At 45.4% G+C, this 22,074-nt stretch carries 36 protein-coding genes; 31 read left to right on the forward strand and 5 right to left on the reverse strand.

The window, feature by feature from the left end; translation table 11 throughout:
* Window positions 1–2 precede the first annotated feature (2 nt).
* The 29 genes from rlmB to rplQ all read left to right on the forward strand — a co-directional run bounded on the left by rlmB (window position 3) and on the right by rplQ (window position 14,780).
* Entirely contained in the window at window positions 3–743 is a 741-nt protein-coding gene (rlmB, locus tag VIB_RS02945) for a 23S rRNA (guanosine(2251)-2'-O)-methyltransferase RlmB (protein WP_004394510.1), read from the forward strand.
* A 370-nt stretch (window positions 744–1,113) separates the two neighbouring features.
* Window positions 1,114–1,425: a 30S ribosomal protein S10 gene (gene rpsJ / locus VIB_RS02950; RefSeq protein WP_001181007.1), complete on the forward strand. Its 312-nt coding sequence runs from the start codon at window positions 1,114–1,116 to the stop codon at window positions 1,423–1,425.
* 14 nt (window positions 1,426–1,439) lie between these two features.
* Window positions 1,440–2,069 (forward strand): 50S ribosomal protein L3, encoded by a 630-nt coding sequence (gene rplC / locus VIB_RS02955; protein WP_004394520.1) that lies wholly within the window; start codon window positions 1,440–1,442, stop codon window positions 2,067–2,069.
* 16 nt (window positions 2,070–2,085) lie between these two features.
* Entirely contained in the window at window positions 2,086–2,688 is a 603-nt protein-coding gene (gene rplD, locus VIB_RS02960; RefSeq protein WP_004394521.1) for a 50S ribosomal protein L4, read from the forward strand.
* Complete coding sequence (rplW, locus tag VIB_RS02965) at window positions 2,685–2,987, forward strand: 50S ribosomal protein L23 (protein ID WP_004394523.1); 303 nt, start codon at window positions 2,685–2,687, stop codon at window positions 2,985–2,987. The genes rplD and rplW overlap by 4 nt, the downstream gene beginning before the upstream one ends.
* A gap of 16 nt (window positions 2,988–3,003) precedes the next feature.
* Complete coding sequence (gene rplB, locus VIB_RS02970; RefSeq protein WP_004394524.1) at window positions 3,004–3,828, forward strand: 50S ribosomal protein L2; 825 nt, start codon at window positions 3,004–3,006, stop codon at window positions 3,826–3,828.
* Between the two features lie 21 nt (window positions 3,829–3,849).
* Window positions 3,850–4,128 (forward strand): 30S ribosomal protein S19, encoded by a 279-nt coding sequence (gene rpsS / locus VIB_RS02975; protein WP_004394525.1) that lies wholly within the window; start codon window positions 3,850–3,852, stop codon window positions 4,126–4,128.
* A 10-nt stretch (window positions 4,129–4,138) separates the two neighbouring features.
* Window positions 4,139–4,471 carry a 50S ribosomal protein L22 gene (gene rplV / locus VIB_RS02980; RefSeq protein WP_004394526.1) on the forward strand — a complete coding sequence of 111 codons (333 nt, stop codon included), beginning with the start codon at window positions 4,139–4,141 and terminating at the stop codon, window positions 4,469–4,471.
* Between the two features lie 19 nt (window positions 4,472–4,490).
* The gene (gene rpsC, locus VIB_RS02985) at window positions 4,491–5,189 is read left to right on the forward strand and encodes a 30S ribosomal protein S3 (RefSeq protein WP_004394527.1); all 699 of its coding nucleotides are present in this window, start codon (window positions 4,491–4,493) and stop codon (window positions 5,187–5,189) included.
* A gap of 11 nt (window positions 5,190–5,200) precedes the next feature.
* Window positions 5,201–5,611 (forward strand): 50S ribosomal protein L16, encoded by a 411-nt coding sequence (rplP, locus tag VIB_RS02990; protein WP_004394529.1) that lies wholly within the window; start codon window positions 5,201–5,203, stop codon window positions 5,609–5,611.
* On the forward strand, window positions 5,611–5,802 hold the full coding sequence (gene rpmC / locus VIB_RS02995) for a 50S ribosomal protein L29 (protein ID WP_004394530.1): 192 nt from the start codon (window positions 5,611–5,613) through the stop codon (window positions 5,800–5,802). Before rplP ends, rpmC begins: the two co-directional genes overlap by 1 nt.
* Window positions 5,802–6,056, forward strand: coding sequence for a 30S ribosomal protein S17 (gene rpsQ / locus VIB_RS03000; RefSeq protein ID WP_004394531.1), 255 nt, complete (start codon window positions 5,802–5,804; stop codon window positions 6,054–6,056). Before rpmC ends, rpsQ begins: the two co-directional genes overlap by 1 nt.
* A 160-nt stretch (window positions 6,057–6,216) precedes the next feature.
* Window positions 6,217–6,588, forward strand: coding sequence for a 50S ribosomal protein L14 (gene rplN, locus VIB_RS03005; protein ID WP_004394532.1), 372 nt, complete (start codon window positions 6,217–6,219; stop codon window positions 6,586–6,588).
* A 13-nt stretch (window positions 6,589–6,601) separates the two neighbouring features.
* The gene (gene rplX, locus VIB_RS03010) at window positions 6,602–6,919 is read left to right on the forward strand and encodes a 50S ribosomal protein L24 (RefSeq protein ID WP_004394533.1); all 318 of its coding nucleotides are present in this window, start codon (window positions 6,602–6,604) and stop codon (window positions 6,917–6,919) included.
* A gap of 22 nt (window positions 6,920–6,941) precedes the next feature.
* Window positions 6,942–7,481: a 50S ribosomal protein L5 gene (gene rplE / locus VIB_RS03015; RefSeq protein ID WP_004394534.1), complete on the forward strand. Its 540-nt coding sequence runs from the start codon at window positions 6,942–6,944 to the stop codon at window positions 7,479–7,481.
* A 17-nt stretch (window positions 7,482–7,498) separates the two neighbouring features.
* A complete protein-coding gene (rpsN, locus tag VIB_RS03020; protein WP_004394535.1) occupies window positions 7,499–7,804 on the forward strand; it encodes a 30S ribosomal protein S14 in 306 nt (101 codons plus the stop codon).
* A 29-nt stretch (window positions 7,805–7,833) separates the two neighbouring features.
* Complete coding sequence (gene rpsH / locus VIB_RS03025; RefSeq protein WP_004394536.1) at window positions 7,834–8,226, forward strand: 30S ribosomal protein S8; 393 nt, start codon at window positions 7,834–7,836, stop codon at window positions 8,224–8,226.
* A 16-nt stretch (window positions 8,227–8,242) separates the two neighbouring features.
* Window positions 8,243–8,776: a 50S ribosomal protein L6 gene (gene rplF / locus VIB_RS03030; protein ID WP_004394537.1), complete on the forward strand. Its 534-nt coding sequence runs from the start codon at window positions 8,243–8,245 to the stop codon at window positions 8,774–8,776.
* A 9-nt stretch (window positions 8,777–8,785) separates the two neighbouring features.
* Complete coding sequence (gene rplR / locus VIB_RS03035; protein ID WP_004394538.1) at window positions 8,786–9,139, forward strand: 50S ribosomal protein L18; 354 nt, start codon at window positions 8,786–8,788, stop codon at window positions 9,137–9,139.
* Window positions 9,140–9,153: 14 nt separating this feature from the next.
* Window positions 9,154–9,657, forward strand: coding sequence for a 30S ribosomal protein S5 (rpsE, locus tag VIB_RS03040; protein ID WP_004394539.1), 504 nt, complete (start codon window positions 9,154–9,156; stop codon window positions 9,655–9,657).
* 6 nt (window positions 9,658–9,663) lie between these two features.
* Complete coding sequence (gene rpmD / locus VIB_RS03045) at window positions 9,664–9,840, forward strand: 50S ribosomal protein L30 (RefSeq protein ID WP_000201159.1); 177 nt, start codon at window positions 9,664–9,666, stop codon at window positions 9,838–9,840.
* A gap of 5 nt (window positions 9,841–9,845) precedes the next feature.
* Window positions 9,846–10,280 (forward strand): 50S ribosomal protein L15, encoded by a 435-nt coding sequence (gene rplO / locus VIB_RS03050; protein WP_004394540.1) that lies wholly within the window; start codon window positions 9,846–9,848, stop codon window positions 10,278–10,280.
* 20 nt (window positions 10,281–10,300) lie between these two features.
* Window positions 10,301–11,635: a preprotein translocase subunit SecY gene (gene secY / locus VIB_RS03055; protein ID WP_004394541.1), complete on the forward strand. Its 1,335-nt coding sequence runs from the start codon at window positions 10,301–10,303 to the stop codon at window positions 11,633–11,635.
* A 38-nt stretch (window positions 11,636–11,673) separates the two neighbouring features.
* Window positions 11,674–11,787 carry a 50S ribosomal protein L36 gene (gene rpmJ, locus VIB_RS03060; RefSeq protein ID WP_000868186.1) on the forward strand — a complete coding sequence of 38 codons (114 nt, stop codon included), beginning with the start codon at window positions 11,674–11,676 and terminating at the stop codon, window positions 11,785–11,787.
* Between the two features lie 149 nt (window positions 11,788–11,936).
* A complete protein-coding gene (rpsM, locus tag VIB_RS03065) occupies window positions 11,937–12,293 on the forward strand; it encodes a 30S ribosomal protein S13 (protein WP_004394544.1) in 357 nt (118 codons plus the stop codon).
* A 19-nt stretch (window positions 12,294–12,312) separates the two neighbouring features.
* Entirely contained in the window at window positions 12,313–12,702 is a 390-nt protein-coding gene (rpsK, locus tag VIB_RS03070; RefSeq protein ID WP_001118870.1) for a 30S ribosomal protein S11, read from the forward strand.
* A 27-nt stretch (window positions 12,703–12,729) separates the two neighbouring features.
* The gene (gene rpsD, locus VIB_RS03075; protein ID WP_040903976.1) at window positions 12,730–13,350 is read left to right on the forward strand and encodes a 30S ribosomal protein S4; all 621 of its coding nucleotides are present in this window, start codon (window positions 12,730–12,732) and stop codon (window positions 13,348–13,350) included.
* A 24-nt stretch (window positions 13,351–13,374) separates the two neighbouring features.
* Window positions 13,375–14,367 carry a DNA-directed RNA polymerase subunit alpha gene (locus VIB_RS03080; protein ID WP_004394549.1) on the forward strand — a complete coding sequence of 331 codons (993 nt, stop codon included), beginning with the start codon at window positions 13,375–13,377 and terminating at the stop codon, window positions 14,365–14,367.
* Between the two features lie 26 nt (window positions 14,368–14,393).
* Window positions 14,394–14,780, forward strand: coding sequence for a 50S ribosomal protein L17 (gene rplQ / locus VIB_RS03085; RefSeq protein ID WP_001216361.1), 387 nt, complete (start codon window positions 14,394–14,396; stop codon window positions 14,778–14,780).
* 151 nt (window positions 14,781–14,931) lie between these two features.
* Here the strand turns inward: rplQ and VIB_RS03090 are convergent, their stop codons facing one another.
* Both VIB_RS03090 and VIB_RS03095 read right to left on the reverse strand, forming a co-directional pair.
* Entirely contained in the window at window positions 14,932–15,423 is a 492-nt protein-coding gene (locus VIB_RS03090) for a DUF2780 domain-containing protein (protein ID WP_004394550.1), read from the reverse strand.
* 179 nt (window positions 15,424–15,602) lie between these two features.
* Entirely contained in the window at window positions 15,603–16,223 is a 621-nt protein-coding gene (locus tag VIB_RS03095; protein ID WP_004394551.1) for a BamJ family beta-barrel-assembly machinery protein, read from the reverse strand.
* A gap of 230 nt (window positions 16,224–16,453) precedes the next feature.
* On the opposite strand from VIB_RS03095, the gene VIB_RS03100 reads away from it, so the two are divergent.
* Window positions 16,454–17,080, forward strand: coding sequence for a LysM-like peptidoglycan-binding domain-containing protein (locus tag VIB_RS03100; protein WP_004394552.1), 627 nt, complete (start codon window positions 16,454–16,456; stop codon window positions 17,078–17,080).
* 18 nt (window positions 17,081–17,098) lie between these two features.
* On the opposite strand, the gene VIB_RS03105 is transcribed toward VIB_RS03100, so the two are convergent.
* A complete protein-coding gene (locus VIB_RS03105; RefSeq protein ID WP_040903979.1) occupies window positions 17,099–17,551 on the reverse strand; it encodes a GNAT family N-acetyltransferase in 453 nt (150 codons plus the stop codon).
* A 299-nt stretch (window positions 17,552–17,850) separates the two neighbouring features.
* Between VIB_RS03105 and dbpA the strand changes: the two genes are divergently transcribed.
* Window positions 17,851–19,236: an ATP-dependent RNA helicase DbpA gene (gene dbpA, locus VIB_RS03110; protein ID WP_040903981.1), complete on the forward strand. Its 1,386-nt coding sequence runs from the start codon at window positions 17,851–17,853 to the stop codon at window positions 19,234–19,236.
* 33 nt (window positions 19,237–19,269) lie between these two features.
* On the opposite strand, the gene VIB_RS03115 is transcribed toward dbpA, so the two are convergent.
* On the reverse strand, window positions 19,270–19,845 hold the full coding sequence (locus VIB_RS03115; RefSeq protein WP_040903982.1) for a Crp/Fnr family transcriptional regulator: 576 nt from the start codon (window positions 19,843–19,845) through the stop codon (window positions 19,270–19,272).
* A gap of 231 nt (window positions 19,846–20,076) precedes the next feature.
* Complete coding sequence (cpdB, locus tag VIB_RS03120) at window positions 20,077–22,038, reverse strand: 2',3'-cyclic-nucleotide 2'-phosphodiesterase (protein ID WP_040903984.1); 1,962 nt, start codon at window positions 22,036–22,038, stop codon at window positions 20,077–20,079.
* Window positions 22,039–22,074 lie beyond the last annotated feature (36 nt).

Consider the following 22,074-nt stretch of genomic DNA (forward strand, 5'->3'; position numbering starts at 1 on the left):
TAATGAGTAATGAACTGATTTACGGCATTCATTCGGTCAACGCTGTGATGCAGCGTGAGCCAGCCCGTATCATTGAAGTGTATGTTTTGAAAGGTCGTCAAGATGATCGGCTACTTCCGGTATTGAATGAATTGCAGCGTTTAGGGCTATCCATTCAGGAGATGGGGCGTAAGGCACTGGATGACAAAGCTCAAGGTGCTAATCACCAAGGGTTGATAGCCAAAGTCAAACCAGCTAAAGCATTAAACGAACATGATCTAGACGCAATATTAAGTCAGCATGAACAACCGTTGCTGCTAGTACTGGATGGCGTGACCGATCCGCATAACTTAGGGGCGTGTTTGCGTAATGCAGATGCTGCTGGTGTGGCGGCGGTGATTGTCCCTAAAGATCGTTCAGCACCGATGACGGCCACGGTAAGCAAGGTCGCTTGTGGTGCTGCAGAAACCGTTCCTTTAGTGCGTGTGACCAACTTAGCGCGCACGATGCGTGCTCTACAAGAGCAAGGTGTTTGGTTTGTTGGCACAGCGGGCGAGGCGACGCATGATCTTTATCATAGCAAGCTGACTGGTCCGTTAGCGATTGTCATGGGAGCTGAAGGCGATGGTATGCGCCGTTTAACTCGTGATACTTGTGATGATCTAATCAAAATCCCAATGGCAGGTAGTGTTTCCAGTTTAAATGTCTCAGTCGCGACCGGGATTTGCTTATTTGAAGCGGTCCGTCAACGCAATAACGTTTAATGTTTATGCTGATGTCATCGTTAAGAAACCTAGGTCTACTGACCTAGGTTTCTTGTTTTTCGCCTCATTCGTTTATTTTTCCAACACCCCCTTGCAAGTCAATCTGTGATCTGTATAATGCACCCCCACTGGTTAAGCCAGTTGTGAACCAATGAGCAGCGAGGAGCAAGCTTGTGGCAACACAGGTGAGGTAACGTATACTCAGCTTATGTTCGCAGTTAATAGGATTAGCTTTAGTCAATTTAATTAGCTGACAATGTGCCCAATCGGGGTACTACGGTTTCACATAAATCAATCGACATTCACCCGCCATGGCAGGTTCGAATGGCGATATTGTTTGTGTAATTTTTACTTATTGGAGCCCTGTCTCATGCAGAACCAACGCATCCGTATCCGCCTTAAAGCTTTCGATTACAAACTAATCGATGCTTCTACAGCGGAAATCGTTGAAACAGCTAAGCGTACCGGCGCACAGGTTCGTGGTCCAATTCCACTGCCTACTCGTAAAGAGCGTTTCACTGTTCTTATCTCTCCACACGTAAACAAAGATGCACGTGACCAGTACGAAATTCGTACTCACAAGCGTCTGATCGACATCGTTGAACCAACTGACAAGACTGTTGATGCACTTATGCGTCTTGATCTTGCTGCTGGTGTTGATGTTCAAATCAGCCTAGGTTAAGGGAGATTAGAAGAATGATTGGTCTAGTCGGACGTAAAGTGGGTATGACCCGCGTATTTACTGAAGAAGGCGTTTCTATCCCAGTAACTGTTGTTGAGGTTGAAGCGAACCGTGTTTCTCAAGTGAAAACTCTTGAGACTGACGGCTATGCTGCTATTCAAGTAACAGCTGGAACTAAGAAAGCTAACCGCGTAACTAAGCCAGAAGCTGGTCACTTTGCGAAAGCAGGTGTAGAAGCTGGTCGCGGTCTTTGGGAATTCCGTTTAGAAAACGGCGAAGAGTTCGAAGTTGGTGCTGAACTGACTGTTGAACTGTTCAACGAAATTAAGAAAGTAGACGTTACTGGTACATCGAAAGGTAAAGGCTTCCAAGGTGCTGTTAAGCGCTGGAACTTCCGTACTCAAGATATGACTCACGGTAACTCTTTGTCTCACCGTGCTCCTGGTTCAATTGGCCAATGTCAAACTCCAGGTCGCGTATTTAAAGGCAAAAAAATGGCAGGTCACATGGGTGCTGAGCGTGTAACGACTCAAAACCTAGAGATCGTACGTGTTGACGCTGAGCGCAATCTGCTTCTTATTAAAGGTGCAGTCCCAGGTGCAACTGGCGCTAACGTGATCGTCAAACCAGCTATTAAAGCATAACGTCTAGGAGTAAGTAATGGAATTGATGGTTAAAGGTGCTAACGCACTAACTGTTTCCGAAACTACTTTCGGACGTGAGTTCAACGAAGCTCTTGTACATCAAGTAGTTGTTGCGTATGCAGCAGGTGCTCGTCAAGGTACTCGTGCTCAAAAGACACGTTCAGAAGTTTCTGGCGGTGGCGCTAAGCCATGGCGTCAAAAAGGTACTGGCCGTGCACGTGCTGGTACAATCCGTAGCCCAATCTGGCGTACAGGTGGTGTTACTTTTGCTGCGAAACCACAAGATCACAGCGTTAAAGTAAACAAAAAAATGTACCGCGGCGCTATGAAAAGCATTCTTTCTGAGTTAGTTCGTCAAGAGCGTTTAATCGTTGTTGATAACTTCTCGGTTGAAGCACCAAAAACGAAAGAGCTAGCGGCTAAGTTGAAAGAACTTGAGCTGAACGATGTTCTTATCGTGACTGGCGAAGTAGACGAGAATCTATTCTTAGCTGCTCGTAACCTGTACAAAGTTGACGTGCGTGATGTAACTGGTATTGATCCAGTGAGCCTAATCGCATTTGACAAGGTTCTAATGACTGCTGCTGCAGTTAAGCAAGTTGAGGAGATGCTGGCATGATCCGTGAAGAGCGTCTACTAAAAGTTCTACGTGCACCGCACATCTCTGAAAAAGCCACTATGGCTGCTGAAAAAGCGAACACGATCGTTTTCAAAGTAGCAAAAGATGCAACTAAGAAAGAGATCAAAGCAGCTGTAGAAAAGCTATTTGAAGTTGAAGTTAAGTCTGTAAATACTCTTATTCTTAAGGGTAAGACCAAACGTCAAGGTCTACGCCAAGGTCGCCGCAGCGACGTTAAAAAAGCGTATGTGACTTTGAAAGAAGGTCAAGATCTTGACTTTGTTGGCGGCGCGGAATAACAGGAGTAGTTGAATAATGGCTATTGTTAAATGTAAGCCGACTTCCCCTGGTCGTCGTCACGTTGTTAAAGTTGTTAACGCTGACCTCCACAAGGGTAAGCCATACGCACCTCTTCTAGAGAAAAACTCTAAGAATGGTGGTCGTAACAACAACGGTCGTATCACAGTACGTCATATCGGTGGTGGTCATAAACAACACTATCGTTTGATTGACTTCAAACGTACTAAAGACGGTATCCCAGCGAAAGTTGAACGTCTAGAATACGATCCAAACCGTAGCGCAAACATCGCTCTCGTATTATACGCAGATGGTGAACGTCGTTACATTATTGCACCTAAAGGCCTCCAAGCTGGTGATACTATCCAGTCTGGTGTTGATGCGCCAATCAAAGCAGGTAACACCCTGCCATTGCGCAACATCCCTGTTGGTTCAACGATTCATAACGTTGAGTTAACTCCGGGTAAAGGTGCACAGCTAGCTCGTTCTGCTGGTGCGTATGCTCAACTTGTCGCTCGCGACGGTGCATACGTTACTATCCGTCTACGTTCTGGCGAAATGCGCAAAGTACTTTCTGAAGGCCGTGCAACAATCGGTGAAGTTGGTAACTCTGAGCACATGCTACGTGAGCTTGGTAAAGCGGGTGCTTCACGCTGGCGCGGCGTACGTCCAACCGTACGTGGTGTAGTAATGAACCCTGTTGATCACCCACATGGTGGTGGTGAAGGCCGTACTTCTGGTGGTCGTCATCCTGTATCTCCATGGGGCGTACCAACGAAAGGCTACAAAACTCGTAGCAACAAACGCACTGACAAGTACATCGTACGTCGTCGTAATAAGTAATCTATTTAAAGAGGAATCGCCATGCCACGTTCTCTCAAGAAAGGTCCATTTATTGACCTACACTTGCTGAAGAAGGTAGAGAAAGCGGTGGAAAGCGGAGACAAAAAGCCTATTAAGACTTGGTCCCGTCGTTCAATGATCATTCCAACAATGATCGGTTTGACCATCGCTGTCCATAATGGTCGTCAACACGTTCCAGTTTTTGTAACTGACGAGATGATCGGTCACAAACTGGGTGAATTTGCCCCAACTCGCACTTACCGCGGCCATGCTGCGGATAAGAAAGCTAAGAAGCGTTAAGGAGTAGATGATGGAAGCATTCGCTAAACATAACTTTGCTCGCATTTCGCCTCAGAAAGCTCGCTTAGTTGCAGATCAAATTCGTGGTAAGTCAGTTGACCAAGCTCTAGAAACGTTAACGTTCAGCAACAAAAAAGCGGCTGAACTTATTAAGAAAGTTCTAGAGTCAGCAATCGCTAACGCGGAGCACAACGAAGGTGCTGACATTGACGACCTACGTGTCGCTAAAATCTTCGTAGATGAGGGCCCAACCATGAAGCGTATTATGCCTCGTGCAAAAGGTCGTGCGGATCGTATCTTGAAGCGTTCAAGCCACATCACTATTGTTGTCGCAGACCGCTAAAAGACTAGGAGAGTAAGCAATGGGTCAGAAAGTACATCCTAATGGTATTCGTCTAGGCATCGTTAAGCCTTGGAATGCTACATGGTTTGCTAATACCAAAGATTTCGCTGACAACCTAGACGGCGACTTCAAGGTACGTCAATACCTCACTAAGGAATTGGCAAAAGCGTCTCTATCACGCATCGTTATCGAGCGTCCTGCTAAGAGCATCCGTGTGACTATTCACACTGCTCGCCCAGGCGTTGTTATCGGTAAGAAAGGTGAAGACGTTGAGAAGCTACGCGCAGCAGTAGCGAAGATTGCAGGTGTACCAGCTCAGATTAATATTTCTGAGGTACGTAAACCTGAGCTAGACGGTCAGCTAGTGGCTGATAGCATCGCGTCTCAACTAGAGCGTCGTGTTATGTTCCGTCGTGCTATGAAGCGCGCGGTACAAAACGCTATGCGTCTAGGCGCTAAAGGTATCAAAGTGGAAGTAAGTGGCCGTTTAGGCGGCGCTGAAATTGCACGTTCTGAGTGGTATCGTGAAGGCCGTGTGCCTCTACACACTCTACGTGCTGACATTGATTACGCAACTTCTTCGGCTCACACTACCTATGGTGTGATTGGTGTTAAAGTCTGGATCTTCAAAGGTGAAATCCTAGGCGGTATGCCAGCTGCTAACGCAGTAGAGCCAAAGGCTGACAAGCCTAAGAAGCAGCGCAAAGGCCGTAAGTAAGGAGTCGACAGATGCTACAACCTAAACGTACCAAGTTCCGTAAGGTTCATACAGGTCGTAACCGTGGTCTAGCAAAAGGTACTGAAGTAAGCTTCGGCACCTTTGGTTTGAAAGCTGTAGGCCGTGGTCGTCTAACTGCTCGTCAAATCGAAGCGGCACGTCGTGCTATGACACGTCACATTAAGCGTCAAGGTAAAATCTGGATCCGTGTTTTCCCAGACAAACCAATCACAGAAAAACCACTTGAAGTTCGTCAAGGTAAGGGTAAAGGTAACGTTGAGTACTGGGTAGCCCAAATCCAACCTGGCAAGGTGATGTACGAAGTTGATGGTGTACCTGAAGAATTGGCTCGTGAAGCGTTCCGCCTAGCGGCACGTAAACTGCCATTCAAGACTACATTTGTAACTAAGCAGGTGATGTGATGAAAGCACAAGATCTACGCGAGAAAAACGTTGAAGAGCTTAATGTAGAGCTACTAGGTTTATTGAAAGAGCAGTTCAACTTGCGCATGCAAGCGGCGACTGGTCAACTTCAGCAAACTCATACTCTGAAAGCTGTCCGTCGTGATATCGCACGTGTGAAAACTGTTTTGACTGAGAAGGCAGGCGCATAATGAGCGATAAAATTCGTACCCAACAAGGTCGTGTTATCAGTAACAAGATGGACAAATCTATCGTTGTTGCTATCGAACGTTTCGTGAAGCACCCAATTTACGGTAAATTCGTTCGTCGCACGACTAAAGTACACGCACATGATGAAAACAACGAGTGTGGCGCAGGCGATACCGTTGAAATCCGTGAGTGTCGTCCATTGTCTAAGACTAAGTCTTGGACTTTGGTAAAAGTAGTAGAAAAAGCGAAAATTTAATTGAGCTTTTAATGCGAATACAGCGGCCCCGATTATTTTTGGGGCCGCTTGTTTTTTGACTACCCAATCACAAAAAAGGGTGGTACAATTCGCGTCCCTTTAAAGAGGCAGCCCGACCCGAGATGGGTCTAGTTTTTTTAATATTTAGCGGAGCACTAACATGATCCAAATGCAAAGTATGCTGGACGCAGCTGATAACTCAGGCGCTCGCAGCGTAATGTGTATTAAGGTTCTGGGTGGCTCTCACCGTCGTTACGCCCATGTTGGCGACATCATCAAAGTTACTGTGAAAGAAGCAATTCCTCGCGGTAAAGTGAAAAAAGGTGATGTATTGAAGGCGGTGGTAGTTCGCACCCGTAAAGGCGTACGTCGTCCAGACGGTTCTGTCATTCGCTTCGACCGTAATGCTTGCGTATTGCTAAACAACAATACCGAGCAACCAATCGGTACACGTATCTTTGGTCCAGTGACTCGTGAGCTTCGTAACGCGAAATTCATGAAGATTGTGTCACTAGCACCTGAAGTTCTGTAAGGAGCGGCAAAAAATGGCAGCTAAAATCCGTCGTAATGACGAAGTGATCGTTCTTGCTGGGAAAGACAAAGGCAAGAAAGGTAAAGTAACTAAGGTTCTAACAACTGGTAAAGTTATCGTTGAAGGTATCAATCTAGTTAAGAAACATCAAAAGCCAGTTCCTGCGCTTGGTATCCAAGGTGGTATCGTAGAGCAAGAAGCAGCGATTGATGCATCTAACATTGCGATCTTTAATGCAGCAACCGGTAAAGCGGACCGTATCGGTTTCCGTTTCGAAGATGGTAAGAAAGTTCGTTTCTTTAAGTCTAACAACGAAATCGTTTCTAACTAATAGAGTAATTTGGAGTTCTACTATGGCGAAACTGCATGATTACTACAAGTCGTCTGTAGTCGCTGAACTGGCCAAACAGTTCGGTTACACAAGCGTCATGCAAGTCCCTAGAATTGAGAAAATCACCCTCAATATGGGCGTTGGTGAAGCAATCAACGATAAGAAACTACTAGAAAACGCAGCTTCTGATATGGCGACCATCTCTGGTCAAAAGCCACTTATCACTAAAGCTCGCAAATCTGTAGCTGGTTTCAAAATCCGTGAAGGCTACCCAATTGGTTGTAAAGTAACCTTGCGTGGCGAGCGCATGTGGGATTTCTTAGAGCGTTTGATTTTTATCGCTCTACCACGTGTACGAGATTTCCGTGGTGTTAGCGCTAAGTCTTTTGACGGACGCGGTAACTACAGCATGGGCGTTCGCGAGCAAATCATCTTTCCGGAAATCGACTACGATAAAGTCGATCGTGTACGCGGTCTTGATATCACTATCACGACGTCTGCTGGTACCGATGAGGAAGGCCGTGCTCTGCTGGCTGCCTTTAACTTCCCATTCCGTAAGTAAGGTGAAGGGTTACTGTTATGGCTAAACAATCAATGAAAGCACGTGAAGTAAAACGTGCCAAGCTAGTAGTTCAGTACGCAGAAAAGCGTGCAACACTTAAAGCTATCATCAGCGATGTAAACGCATCTGAAGAAGATCGTTGGAATGCAGTTCTTAAACTGCAATCACTTCCACGTGATTCGAGTGCATCACGTAAGCGCAACCGTTGCAACCAAACTGGTCGTCCACACGGTTTCCTACGTAAATTCGGTCTGAGCCGTATTAAAGTTCGTGAAGCTTGCATGAAAGGCGAGATTCCTGGACTTCGTAAGGCCAGCTGGTAATTGCCACTTAATCATTTGGAGTAAAGTTTATGAGCATGCAAGATCCGATTTCGGATATGCTGACCCGTATTCGTAACGGTCAGGCAGCAAACAAAGTTGCTGTTAAAATGCCTTCTTCAAAGCTTAAAGTTGCAATTGCTGCACTACTTAAAGCTGAAGGTTATATCGCAGACTTCGCTGTTGAAGGCGAAGCAAAACCTGAGCTAGAAGTTACTCTTAAGTACTTCCAAGCTAAACCAGTAATCGAGCAAATCAAGCGCGTGTCTCGTCCAGGTCTTCGTGTTTATAAGAAGAAAGACGAACTACCATCAGTGATGGGCGGTCTTGGTGTTGCTGTTGTTTCCACTTCCAAGGGTCTCATGTCAGACCGCGCTGCACGTAAAGCAGGTCTTGGCGGTGAAATCATTTGCTACGTAGCTTAATAAATAGGAGTAGAACATGTCTCGTGTTGCTAAAGCACCTGTCGCTATTCCAGCTGGCGTAGAGGTGAAACTAAACGGCCAAGAGATCACGGTTAAAGGTCCTAAAGGTGAACTATCTCGTGTAGTTCATACTGGCGTCGTGATCGCACAGGAAGAAAACAACCTAACGTTCGGTCCTCGTGAGGGAATCGCAAACGCTTGGGCTCAAGCAGGTACTGCTCGTGCACTAGTGAACAATATGGTTGTTGGTGTTACTGAAGGCTTTACTAAGAAGCTCGTTCTTAAGGGTGTAGGTTACCGTGCTGCTATGAAAGGCAACGCTGTAGGTCTAACTCTAGGCTTCTCTCACCCAGTTGAGCACGAGTTGCCAGCGGGTGTTAAAGCCGAATGTCCAAGCCAAACTGAAATTGTCCTAACTGGTTGTGATAAGCAAGAAGTTGGTCAAGTTGCGGCTGACATTCGTTCTTACCGCGCGCCTGAGCCTTATAAAGGTAAAGGTATTCGTTACGCAGATGAAAATGTGCGTACTAAAGAAGCTAAGAAGAAGTAAGGTAACACTATGGATAAGAAAGCATCTCGCATCCGTCGTGCTACACGCGCACGTCGTAAGATTGCAGAACTGGGTGCAACTCGCCTAGTAGTACACCGTACTCCTCGTCACGTGTACGCTCAAGTGATTGCAGCTAATGGCTCTGAGGTTATCGCCGCAGCTTCTACTGTAGAAAAAGCGATCCGTGAGCAAGTGAAGAATACTGGTAACATCGATGCAGCAAAAGCAGTAGGTAAAACTGTTGCTGAGCGTGCGCTTGAAAAAGGCGTATCGTCAGTTGCGTTTGATCGTTCTGGTTTCCAATACCACGGTCGAGTAGCCGCGCTAGCAGAATCTGCTCGCGAAGCTGGTCTGAAATTCTAAGGTAGGGTTGGAAGATGGCTAAAGAACAACAAGTTCAAGCGAATGATTTGCAAGAAAAATTAATCGCAGTTAACCGTGTTTCTAAAACGGTTAAAGGTGGTCGAATCATGAGCTTCACTGCACTAACAGTTGTTGGTGACGGTAATGGTCGTGTAGGTTTCGGTTACGGCAAAGCACGTGAAGTACCTGCAGCGATTCAAAAAGCAATGGAAAAAGCGCGTCGTAACATGTTTACTATCGCACTTAACGAAGGCACTCTTCACCATCCAGTGAAAGGTCGCCACTCGGGCTCTAAAGTTTACATGCAGCCAGCTGCAGAAGGTACAGGTGTTATCGCCGGTGGTGCGATGCGTGCTGTACTTGAAGTTGCCGGCGTACATAACGTTCTATCTAAAGCATACGGTTCTACGAACCCTATCAACATCGTTCGTGCTACGATCGATGCTCTAGTAGATGTTAAGTCACCAGAAATGGTTGCAGCTAAACGTGGTCTAACTGTTGAAGCGATTTCGGAGTAAGAACACATGGCAACGATTAAAGTAACTCAAACTAAAAGCTCAATTGGTCGCCTACCAAAGCATAAAGCTACTTTGCGCGGTTTAGGTCTTCGTAAAATCAACCATACAGTAGAACTTGAAGATACACCGTGTGTACGCGGTATGATCAACAAGGTTTACTACATGGTTAAAGTTGAGGAGTAATCAGAATGCATTTGAATACTCTATCGCCGGCTGCGGGTTCTAAGCCTTCTAAGAAGCGTTTAGGTCGTGGTATCGGTTCTGGCCTTGGTAAAACTGGTGGCCGTGGTCACAAAGGTCAAAAGTCACGTTCTGGCGGCGGTGTTCGTCCAGGTTTTGAAGGCGGTCAGATGCCTCTGAAACAACGTCTACCTAAATTCGGTTTCACTTCTCGTAAGAGCCTTGTGACTGCTGAAATTCGTCTAGCTGAGCTAGCGAAAGTAACGGGTGATGTTATTGATCTAAACAGCTTGAAAGCAGCAAACCTTGTAACGAAGAATATTGAATTCGTTAAAGTTGTTCTTTCTGGCGAGATCAATAAAGCAGTGACTGTTAAAGGTCTACGCGTGACTAAAGGCGCTAAAGCTGCAATCGAAGCTGCAGGCGGTAAAATCGAGGAATAATCTCGAGGATTGAGGTACAGATGGCTAAGAAACCAGGACAAGATTTTCGTAGTGCTCAGAGCGGCTTAGGTGAGTTAAAGTCGCGCTTATTATTCGTAATTGGTGCACTTTTAGTATTCCGAGCGGGCTCTTTTGTGCCGATTCCTGGTATTGACGCTGCTGTACTTGCCGATTTGTTCGAACAGCAAAAAGGTACCATCATAGAAATGTTTAACATGTTCTCTGGTGGTGCTCTTGAGCGTGCATCTATATTAGCACTGGGCATCATGCCGTATATTTCGGCGTCAATTGTTGTCCAGTTGCTAACTGTAGTTCATCCAGCGTTAGCCGAGCTCAAAAAAGAGGGTGAAGCAGGCCGTCGTAAGATAAGCCAATATACACGCTACGGCACGCTTGTACTTGCAACATTCCAAGCGATAGGTATTGCAACAGGCCTACCAAACATGGTCAACAATCTGGTTGTTATTGACCAAACCATGTTTACCCTGATTGCGACCGTGAGTTTAGTAACCGGTACCATGTTTTTGATGTGGTTAGGTGAACAGATTACAGAGCGAGGGATTGGGAATGGTATCTCCATTCTTATATTTGCAGGTATTGTTGCTGGATTGCCATCGGCAATAGGACATACTATCGAGCAAGCGCGTCAAGGTGAACTGCATGTGCTTCTTCTGTTGTTGATTGCGGTATTAGCTTTTGCTGTTATCTACTTTGTTGTTTTCATGGAGCGTGGTCAACGTCGTATCGTTGTTAACTACGCAAAACGTCAACAAGGTCGTAAAGTTTTTGCAGCGCAAAGTACTCACTTGCCATTAAAAATCAATATGGCTGGTGTTATACCTGCAATTTTTGCATCAAGCATTATTTTGTTCCCAGGAACACTCGCTCAGTGGTTTGGTCAAAATGGTGAGAGCCAATGGTTCGGTTGGTTAACCGACGTATCATTAGCGCTTAGCCCTGGTCAACCATTGTATGTAATGCTTTATGCCGCAGCGATTATTTTCTTCTGTTTCTTTTATACGGCGTTGGTTTTCAACCCACGTGAAACAGCTGATAACCTGAAGAAGTCAGGTGCATTCGTACCCGGTATCCGCCCAGGCGAACAGACAGCAAGATACATTGATAAAGTAATGACTCGTTTAACCCTAGCCGGTGCGTTATACATTACCTTTATCTGTCTGATCCCTGAGTTCATGATGGTCGCGTGGAACGTACGTTTCTACTTCGGCGGTACATCATTACTGATTGTAGTAGTGGTTATTATGGACTTTATGGCACAGGTACAGACTCATTTGATGTCAAATCAATATGACTCTGTGTTGAAAAAGGCAAATTTAAAAGGCTATGGCCGCTAATACGGTCGCCATTTAAGTTAGATTTACGGAGTTTAGCAATGAAAGTTCGTGCTTCCGTTAAAAAAATCTGCCGTAACTGTAAAGTTATCAAGCGTAACGGTGTCGTTCGCGTGATTTGCAGTGAGCCAAAGCACAAGCAGCGCCAAGGCTAATAAGCAGAAATTTTTACTTGAAAATTAAAGGGTGGTCGAGTATATTTCTCGGCCTACCTTTTGCGTGCAAAAGAAGTAGTATCCCGCAGCGTATCCTCGACGGGCTTTGCTGCGGATAATTCTTTTATAGAAAGTACTAGGAGTGAATAGTGGCCCGTATAGCAGGCATTAACATTCCTGATCAAAAGCATGCTGTGATCGCATTAACTGCAATCTACGGCATCGGTAAAACCCGTTCAAAAGCTATCCTAGCTGACGTGGGTATTGCTGAAAGTGTTAAGATCAGTGAACTAACTGAAGAGCAGATCGATCAACTGCGTGATGGTGTAGCTAAATACACTGTAGAGGGTGATCTTCGTCGTGAAGTTTCCATGAACATCAAGCGTCTTATGGACCTTGGTTGTTACCGTGGTCTTCGTCATCGTCGCAGTCTACCACTACGTGGACAGCGTACTAAAACCAACGCTCGCACCCGCAAGGGTCCGCGTAAGCCGATCAAGAAATAATCGGGAAGGGTAGAGTACAATGGCTAAACAACCAACTCGCGCACGTAAGCGTGTACGCAAGCAAGTTGCTGATGGCGTAGCGCATATCCACGCATCTTTCAACAACACAATCGTAACCATCACTGACCGTCAAGGTAACGCATTAGCTTGGGCTACTGCTGGTGGTTCAGGTTTCCGCGGTTCTCGTAAATCAACACCGTTTGCTGCACAGGTTGCTGCTGAACGTTGTGCTGAAATGGCTAAAGAATATGGCCTAAAGAACCTAGAGGTTATGGTTAAGGGTCCAGGTCCAGGTCGTGAATCTACAGTTCGCGCACTGAATGCTGCTGGTTTCCGTATCACAAACATCGTTGATGCGACACCAATCCCTCATAACGGTTGTCGTCCACCTAAGAAACGTCGCGTTTAACGTTTCTGGGAACATTGGAGAAAGATCATGGCAAGATATTTGGGTCCTAAGCTGAAGCTTAGCCGCCGCGAAGGTACTGACTTGTTCCTTAAGTCAGGCGTTCGTGCGATTGATACCAAGTGTAAAATTGATAACGCACCAGGTGTACACGGCGCTCGTCGCGGTCGTCTATCTGAGTATGGCGTTCAGCTTCGTGAGAAGCAAAAAGTTCGTCGTATCTATGGCGTTCTAGAAAAACAATTCCGTAACTACTACAAAGAAGCTGCTCGCCTAAAAGGTAACACAGGTGAAAACTTACTTCAGCTTCTTGAAGGCCGTTTGGACAACGTAGTTTACCGTATGGGTTTTGGTGCGACTCGCGCTGAAGCTCGTCAGCTAGTTAGCCATAAAGCTATCCTAGTAAACGGTAGCGTTGTAAACGTACCTTCTTTCAATGTTGCGGCTAACGACGTTGTTGCAATCCGTGAGAAAGCGAAAAAGCAATCTCGCATTAAAGCAGCTCTAGAAGTTGCAGAACAACGCGAAAAACCAACTTGGATTGAAGTAGATGCAAGCCAGATGGAAGGTACATTCAAGCGTAAGCCTGAACGTTCAGACCTATCTGCTGACATCAACGAACAATTGATCGTCGAGCTTTACTCTAAGTAAGGTTTAAACTAAAGAGAGGACACAATGCAGGGTTCTGTAACAGAATTTCTTAAGCCACGTCTTGTTGATATCGAACAGGTCAGCACGACACACGCAAAAGTAACTCTTGAGCCATTAGAGCGTGGTTTCGGCCATACTCTTGGTAATGCACTTCGCCGAATTCTTTTATCATCTATGCCGGGTTGTGCCGTAACAGAGGTAGAAATTGAAGGCGTACTTCATGAGTACAGTACCAAAGAAGGTGTACAAGAAGATATCCTTGAGATTCTTCTTAACCTGAAAGGACTGGCTGTTCGCTTAGGCGAAAATAAAGATGAAGTGTTCATTACATTAAATAAATCAGGCTCGGGCCCTGTGGTTGCAGGTGACATCACCCATGATGGTGATGTAGAGATCGTAAACCCTGAACACGTTATTTGTCATCTCACTGATGACAACGCTGAGATCGCTATGCGTATCAAAGTAGAACGTGGACGTGGTTATGTTCCTGCTTCTGCTCGTATTCATACTGAAGAAGATGAACGTCCAATCGGTCGTTTGCTTGTCGACGCAACATTCAGCCCAGTAGACAAAATTGCCTACTCTGTTGATGCTGCTCGTGTTGAGCAACGTACAGACTTAGACAAACTCGTCATCGATATGGAAACGAACGGTACTCTAGAACCTGAGGAAGCTATCCGCCGTGCAGCAACGATTCTTGCTGAACAGTTGGATGCGTTCGTAGATCTTCGTGATGTACGCGTTCCTGAGGAGAAGGAAGAGAAGCCAGAATTCGATCCGATCCTACTGCGTCCTGTAGACGATCTTGAACTAACAGTTCGCTCTGCTAACTGTTTGAAAGCAGAAGCGATTCACTACATCGGTGATCTAGTACAGCGCACTGAGGTTGAGCTACTGAAAACGCCTAACCTTGGTAAGAAATCTCTTACTGAGATTAAAGACGTGCTTGCATCACGTGGTCTTTCTCTGGGCATGCGCCTAGAAAACTGGCCGCCAGCGTCAATCGCTGAAGATTAATCGATATTAGTTAGAAGGATTTGGTCATGCGCCATCGTAAGAGTGGTCGTCAACTCAACCGCAACAGCAGTCATCGCAAAGCGATGTTCAGCAACATGGCTAGCTCTTTAGTACGTCATGAAGTTATCAAGACTACTTTGCCAAAAGCGAAAGAGCTGCGTCGCGTCGTTGAGCCTTTGATTACACTAGCTAAGACTGACAGTGTTGCTAACCGTCGTCTTGCATTTGCACGTACTCGTGATAACGAAGTTGTTGCAAAACTATTTAACGAATTAGGTCCACGTTTTGCTGCACGTCAAGGTGGCTACACTCGTATTCTTAAGTGTGGTTTCCGTGCTGGCGATAAAGCTCCAATGGCTTACATTGAGCTTGTTGACCGCCCAGAAGTAGCTGTTGAAGCTGCTGCTGAGTAATCAGTTCGCGAATAAAAGGCCGAGCATTAGCTCGGCTTTTTTATTACCCTATCGGGGTATCTTATCTATAGCTCACGTCAAACATAATCTTGTCTTCCGATCCTCTGCTTGGATTTTCTTTGTCCTTTAATATTGGACCGTTCTCTTATTGTTATTTCCAGAGACCTTGCAACGCACCAACTAAACTGCTTCCAGCCCCCTGACTTGTTAAATACTGAATAATAATTGGTGTAAATTGTCCGATCATATTGGCATCCAAACCTAATTGGTTAAAGACATGAGTAACGTCGCTGAGATTAGCCATCTTTGCTGGCGATAAACCGGTTGTCGATAAGCCTAATTGAGTGAGTTGCTCAAGGTTAGGGATTAATCCGTTAAGTTCAGTTTGATGTTGATCCGCTAATTGATTCTCGGCGAGGGCTAATAATGCTGCTATTCCACTACCAGCCTGTTGGTCTGAGATTGGAAGTTGACTTTTTACTTGGTTAATCAGTGTGGTATGTTGCTTGGTTTCCAATAAGCCACTACCCACTAATGTGGCTAGGTCTTGATTTGATTGTCCACCAATTTTGATAAAAGCCATGCTAGGTGTACTACTGAGTAGCGTTGAGATCAGTAGTGTACGGAATAAGGTTTTGTTCATGGGGGGATAGGCTCCTAAAATGCTATTGATCACTTTTTGTCGTAAATAGAGGTTATGTGTCTGAACAGTGTAGCAAACCTATGATGACTGATTCATCTCTGGCGATTAATCTCAGAAAATTCGTATAAAAAAAGCGGTGCATTGCACCGCTTAACAATAGAATAGCGTATTAATGATGATTAAAGAATATCGAGCAATTCTACTTCAAATACGAGTGCGGCAAAGGGTGGAATTGCTGCGCCAGCGCCACGTTCACCGTATGCGAGTTCATGTGGAATATACAGTTTCCACTTTGAGCCTACAGGCATCAATTGTAGGGCTTCGACCCAGCCTTTAATAACGCCGGTCACAGGGAACTCTGCAGGCTGGCCACGAGAAACTGAACTATCAAAAACGGTACCATCCGTCAGCTCACCATGATAATGGACACGGACAGATTTATCAGACGTCGGAATTTCACCAGAACCTTGAGTGATCACTTCATACTGTAAGCCTGAGTCAAGCACGGTAACTTCTGAGCGTAGAGCATTATCTTTAAGGAACGTTTCACCTTCTGCAGCAGCGACTTTAGCGGCCGCTTGCATTGCTTCTTCAGCACGCATATGCATCGCTTGTAAGGCTTGGTTAATTTCGTCGATTTCAATTGCCGGCATATCACCGACAAGCGCTGTCGCGATACCAGCAGCAATGGCATCCACATTTAGCCCTTCAAGGCCGCTGCCCGCTAGTTGTTGGCCCATTTGTAGACCAATGCCGTAGCTGGCTTTTTGTTCTACGGTTTCAAATTTTACGTCAGACATACACGTCACTCTTTGTCACAAAAAGAAAGCCCACAGAATACCAGCTTCAGCGCTATGATGAAATGCTTGACGAAGATTCATGTTATAAAGGTGCCAAGGTGTGATTCAGATCGAGACTTCAAGCTTTAATCTTCAAGATTGTGTCAACCTTTGGTTGAAGCAGGGTCATGCTCTATACTCTTAGCGCATGAGTTTTTATACTGTACCAAGTCAATGAAGGGCGGATAAAAATGAATCGTCGACACAGAAAAAAGCAACAGCCCCATTCTCTGGGGAAAATTAAACAACAATGGTTGCATCAGTGGGCGGCTATTGATTGGCGATCTTATGCTAAGCGGCTGGCTCAGTATCCTATCTGGTTACGTCTTAAGCTTCTTTGGGGGCAACTGCCGGTTTATCATCAACGCGGCTTAATGGTTTTGATTCCGGTTGTGATCTTGTTGTTATTTTTCCCTTCCTCACCGAAACAGGATGCTCCAACTCGTACTCCCGCACCAGCCAGTACTCGAGTCTCGATTGCTCTTAATACCCAAGGTTTAAGTGAACAAAGCGTCGAGCAACCTACAGCGGTGACTATCTCTGCTACCCCTCAGGAAAAGGTATGGCAAGAATATATTATTAAGCAAGGGGATACTTTGTCACAGGTGTTTAGAAGCAACAACTTGCCCTTAGCTGATCTTAATGCGTTAGTAAGAATTGAAGGTAGTGATAAGCCCTTGAGTCAAATACAGCAAGGGCAACGGATCCGTTTTAAGTTAGCCGCAGATGGGCAACTGGATATTTTACAGTTAGAACGTAATAATCAGTCAGTGATGTTTTTCCGATTATCGGATGGCGGCTTTGGGCGCAGTCAATAATCGAGAGTGATAAACACGCTACTTAACCAGCTTCATATCGATGTGAGGAATACCGTCTTCTAAGTAGACAGCAGAGGTTGGTTGGAAACCATAGCTCTGATAAAAATTCTCTAGATAATGCTGTGCACCGATTTCTATGTCCTTATCTGGCCATTGATGTTGGCACTCGACCAATGCTTGATCTAGCAATTGTCGTCCAAGGCCGTTTCCCCTTGCTTGTTGTTGGGTGGCGACTCTACCAATACTTGCAGAAGGGTAGCTGATTCCCGGAGCGAGTAGTCTTGCATAAGCAATCAAGGATTGATCTTGATAGCCTAACAAATGCCATACGTCAGACTGAATATCTTTATCATCGAGTTCCGGGTAAGCGCAGGCTTGTTCGACGACAAACACATCCACTCGCAGTTTGAGTAATTCATACAGTTGTTGAGTGGTTAAACCCGTAAAGGGAAGGCATTGCCAAGTGATCATCGTGAGCTTCCTTTGAAAATGAAAACTTGACTCTAGCAAGCTTAACAACAGGATTCATTAACAAAGGTTAATATTGATGAAGAATTTCACCGCTATCCCCTTTCTACTTGAAGCTGCGGGGTGTTGGCTACGTTCGTTCACCCCAATCATAGAGTCTGTCTATGCTCATGGAGATGAACTCACTTGCCGCCCACCTGTAACTCCACGTTGTTTGGGTATAGATCATTAAAGATTCACTAGCCACACGAGGTTAAATAACGATAATAGACGTTTAATTTCGTCTAACCAAAGGACGCCCCTTGAGTAATTGTGCATTTTCGACCGTACCACTAAAACCTGAACTACTTTCTAATCTTGAGACGTTGGGATACACCCAAATGACTCCCATTCAGGCATTAAGTTTACCGACCATTTTAGCGGGCAGGGACGTTATCGGCCAAGGAAAGACAGGCTCAGGGAAAACGGCCGCTTTTGGATTAGGCGTTTTATCCAATCTTGATGTCAAACGCTTTCGCGTGCAAGCGCTAGTGCTCTGTCCTACTCGTGAGCTGGCCGATCAAGTGGCGACTGAAATCCGTACGTTAGGTCGCGCTATCCATAATATTAAAATTCTCACCTTGTGCGGTGGTATGCCGATGGGGCCGCAAATCGGTTCATTAGAGCATGGCGCGCATATTCTGGTTGGCACACCAGGACGTATTTTGGATCATCTTGAAAAAGGACGGATTGATCTTTCCGAGCTGAACACTTTAGTACTCGATGAAGCAGATCGAATGTTGGAGATGGGCTTTCAAGATGCGTTAGATGCGATTATTGCTCAAGCGCCAACAGTCAGACAAACCTTACTATTCAGTGCCACTTTTCCTGCACAAATCAAGCAGGTGGCTGAGCGGATCATGCGTAATCCGGAAATGGTTAAAGTTGAATCTACCCATAGCTCAACCACAATTAAACAATACTTTTATAAACTTGAAGGTGCGGAGGCACGAGATAAAGCGTTAGCCCAGTTGTTATTGCATCATCAACCAGAATCAGCGGTGGTATTTTGTAATACCAAAAAGGAAGTCACTCATGTTGCCGAGCAGTTAAAGCATAAAGGGTTCAGTGTGATTGAGCTACACGGTGATTTAGAGCAGCGCGATCGTGACCAAGCCTTGGTGCAGTTTGCCAATAAAAGTATCTCGATTTTGGTCGCTACCGATGTGGCCGCTCGTGGACTGGATGTCGATAACTTAGATGCCGTGTTTAACTTTGAGTTGTCCCGCGATCCTGAAGTGCATGTGCATCGTATTGGTCGTACCGGGCGCGCTGGTAGTCAAGGATTAGCGATCAGTTTCTTTAGCGACAATGAGATGCATCGCGTGGCGATGATTGATGAATACATGGATATGCCCATTGAGCCTGCTCAATGGCCAGATATGAGTGGGCAGAACACTACGCCTTATCAAGCGAATATGGTAACGATCCAGATCGATGGTGGTAAAAAACAAAAAGTTCGTCCAGGTGATATTTTAGGCGCTTTAACCAGTGATGATGGGATTGATGGCAAGTTCGTTGGTAAGATTAATGTTCTGCCAATGCGTGCTTACGTTGCTGTACATAAATCGGTAGCTAAGCGAGCGCTGAAGACAATGGAAACCGGCAAAATGAAAGGCCGCCAATTTCGTGCCCGTTTATTGAAATAAAGCCGCACTGCGGTGTTGTTACAAGGCCAGCGTTTAGTCGCTGGCTTTTGCGTTTATGCGGGCTTTAATTCGACTTAAGCTGATGGGAGTGATCCCTAAGTAGGCGGCAATCTGACCATTGGTCAACTGTTTTTTAAGGGCTGAAAAATGGTCATTAAAAAGTTGATAACGTTCTTCGGGGCTATAAAGCAGCATAAAGCGTTCTTTATTTTCTTTATGCATCAACTGAGTTTCCAGTAGTTTGAGGTAGAGAGAGTGACGAGTCGCGCGCCAAGAATGTAAGATGTGGATCGGCAATTCAATTAAACGCACTGGGGTTAACGTTTCTAATAAATAGGGAGAAGCTTGATGCTTGATGAGACTTTCAAAACCAATTACCCAGTCTTGAGCCCAATAAAATTCTTTACTGAACGACTTACCTTGCTCGGTTAGATAGCAAGCATGACACACGCCCTCTAACACGAAATAGATCTGTTGGGGGATGTCGCCTTGGTGAATTAAAATATGTCGCGTCGGTAGTTCAAGCGGTTGGCTGCATGAAATTAATTGATTGATCTCATGTGGTTCAAATCCATCACTTGAGAGTTGTTGTTCAAACTCGACATACATATCAGGCTGTCCAATTGAAATAAGAAATTGATATCACCATATTACCTGAAATTGTAGCGGTATTGGTTAGCTTCGTTCGCTCAATGACATCGTTATTGATACTGATAGAGATAGCTTTATTTAGCGTCGACTGGCAATGTCATGTTGTGTCGTTAGACGAACTTGAAGGTCAGTTAATATCATCAAAACCCATGAACCTCATTATTCGGTTCATGGGTAAGTGATAAAAACTTATTGGGTGAGATCAATCCGGTAAATAGCAAAGCCGAGGGGATCGCGAGCGACTTTTTGCATGGGGTACTGGCCTTTGGCCTCAATAAATTGTGCCGCCTTGTCGCTAGGCGAGGTTTCAAAACGCACATCTAAGCGAGCATCGGTTTTGATAGGCGCAAATGACCAATTGTTATCAGCACTAGGGGTAACGTGGCCTTTTTCTGCGCTGATGCGCGAAATATAGCTTGCTACCACGGTGCGGTTTTCATCTGGTGAATCAAAGGCAACAAACTCACTGCCCGTACCAGCAAATTTATTACTGTAGGCGCGATAGTTATTGGTAGCAACCAAAAAGGTTTGCTTAAGATCCAGCGGTTGACCTTGATAAGTTAAACCGACAATACGCTCAGCCTCTTTATTGATTAGCTTACAATCACCGTCGTATTTTGCCGGTTGAGTGATATCAATTTGATAATTGACCCCATCGATGACATCAAAATTATAAGTACGGAAACCCTGCCAATTAATCAGACTTTGTGGCTCTGTACTGTGTGGGTCAATCTGATTAAATTGACCAGCACTGCACTCTAACCACTCTTTGACCTCTTTACCGGTCATTTTCAGCGCCACCAGTGTGTTAGGGTAGAGATAAAGATCCGCCGCGTTACGGAAGGTCAGTTGTCCAGCTTCGACTTCAGTAAAGCCATTAGGATCATCTTTACGGCCCCCGACTTTAAAAGGTGCAGCTGCTGATAAAACGGGTAATCCAGCCAGATTGGCATCGCCTTGGATAAAGCGTTCAACGTAATCTTTTTGGGCTAAGTTGACGATTTGTATGGTTGGGTCATCTTGCACTAGAGCTAAAAAGCTGTACATCACATCATCGGCTTTACCTATGGGTTGATTGACAAACTCTCGTGTTGCTTGATGGTCATTAGCTAAGGCTTTGACGATATTCTTATCTGCCGACACCAGCGCTTGCTGCGTTTTACGATCGAAAATTGGCCGAGCTTCGGCACGTCCGTTTACGACTTGCCATTGGCCGTTATCATTTTTTAGGGTTAAATCCATCACGCCGACGTGACTGCCCCAGCGACCGGGCATCACAGCAGGAATGCCATTGATAGTACCTTGATTAATATCAGCACCTGGTAAGTTGGCATAGTCTGCACTTGGGAATACCGCGTGTGAGTGTCCAAAGGCGATTGCATCAATGCCTTTGACTTGGGTGAGATAATAAACCGAGTTTTCCGCCCCAGCTTGATAAGGATCGGTCGAGATCCCTGAATGAGGAATCGCGATGATTACCTCGGCGCCTTGCTGTTTCATTTGTGGAATAAGCGTTTCTGCGGTTTGCTTAATGTCTTTAGCAAACACTTTGCCTTCAAGATTTTTCTTATCCCAGACCATGATCTGCGGAGGGACAAAGCCAATGTAACCCACCTTCACGGTTTGAGATTGACCACTTTGATCAGTAAAAGTGTGGGTTTTAATCAAATAGGGTTGGAAATAGTGCTTGCCAGTGTGTTGATCAAACACATTGGCATTAATGTAAGGAAAGTCCGCTCCCTTGATCGCCTGCTGGAGAAAATCTAAACCGTAATTAAACTCGTGGTTACCAATGTTGCCCACATCGTAGCCGAGTTGATTCATTGCTTTATAAGCCGGGTGAATCTCGCCTGGAGTGATGCCTTTTGCCGCCATATAGTCACCCATAGGGCTACCTTGCAGTAAATCACCGTTATCGACCAGTACCGAGTTGGTCACTTCTTGCTGAGCTTGCTTGACTAAGCTTGCCGCACGAGCCAACCCTAATTGTTTGGATGGCATATCTTTGTAGTAATCATAATCCATTAAATTGGTATGAATATCAGTAGTTTCAATAATCCTGAGTTGGAGTGTTTCCGCCATTGCTGGTCCTGCCATGCTTAAAAGACCCGTTAACACGGCGATGGATAAAGAGTGATGTACTGATGGCATAGGTCATTTCCTGTTGATTATCTGGGGTACGGTTTG

Source organism: Vibrio metschnikovii CIP 69.14 (assembly GCF_000176155.1).
GTDB lineage: Bacteria > Pseudomonadota > Gammaproteobacteria > Enterobacterales > Vibrionaceae > Vibrio > Vibrio metschnikovii.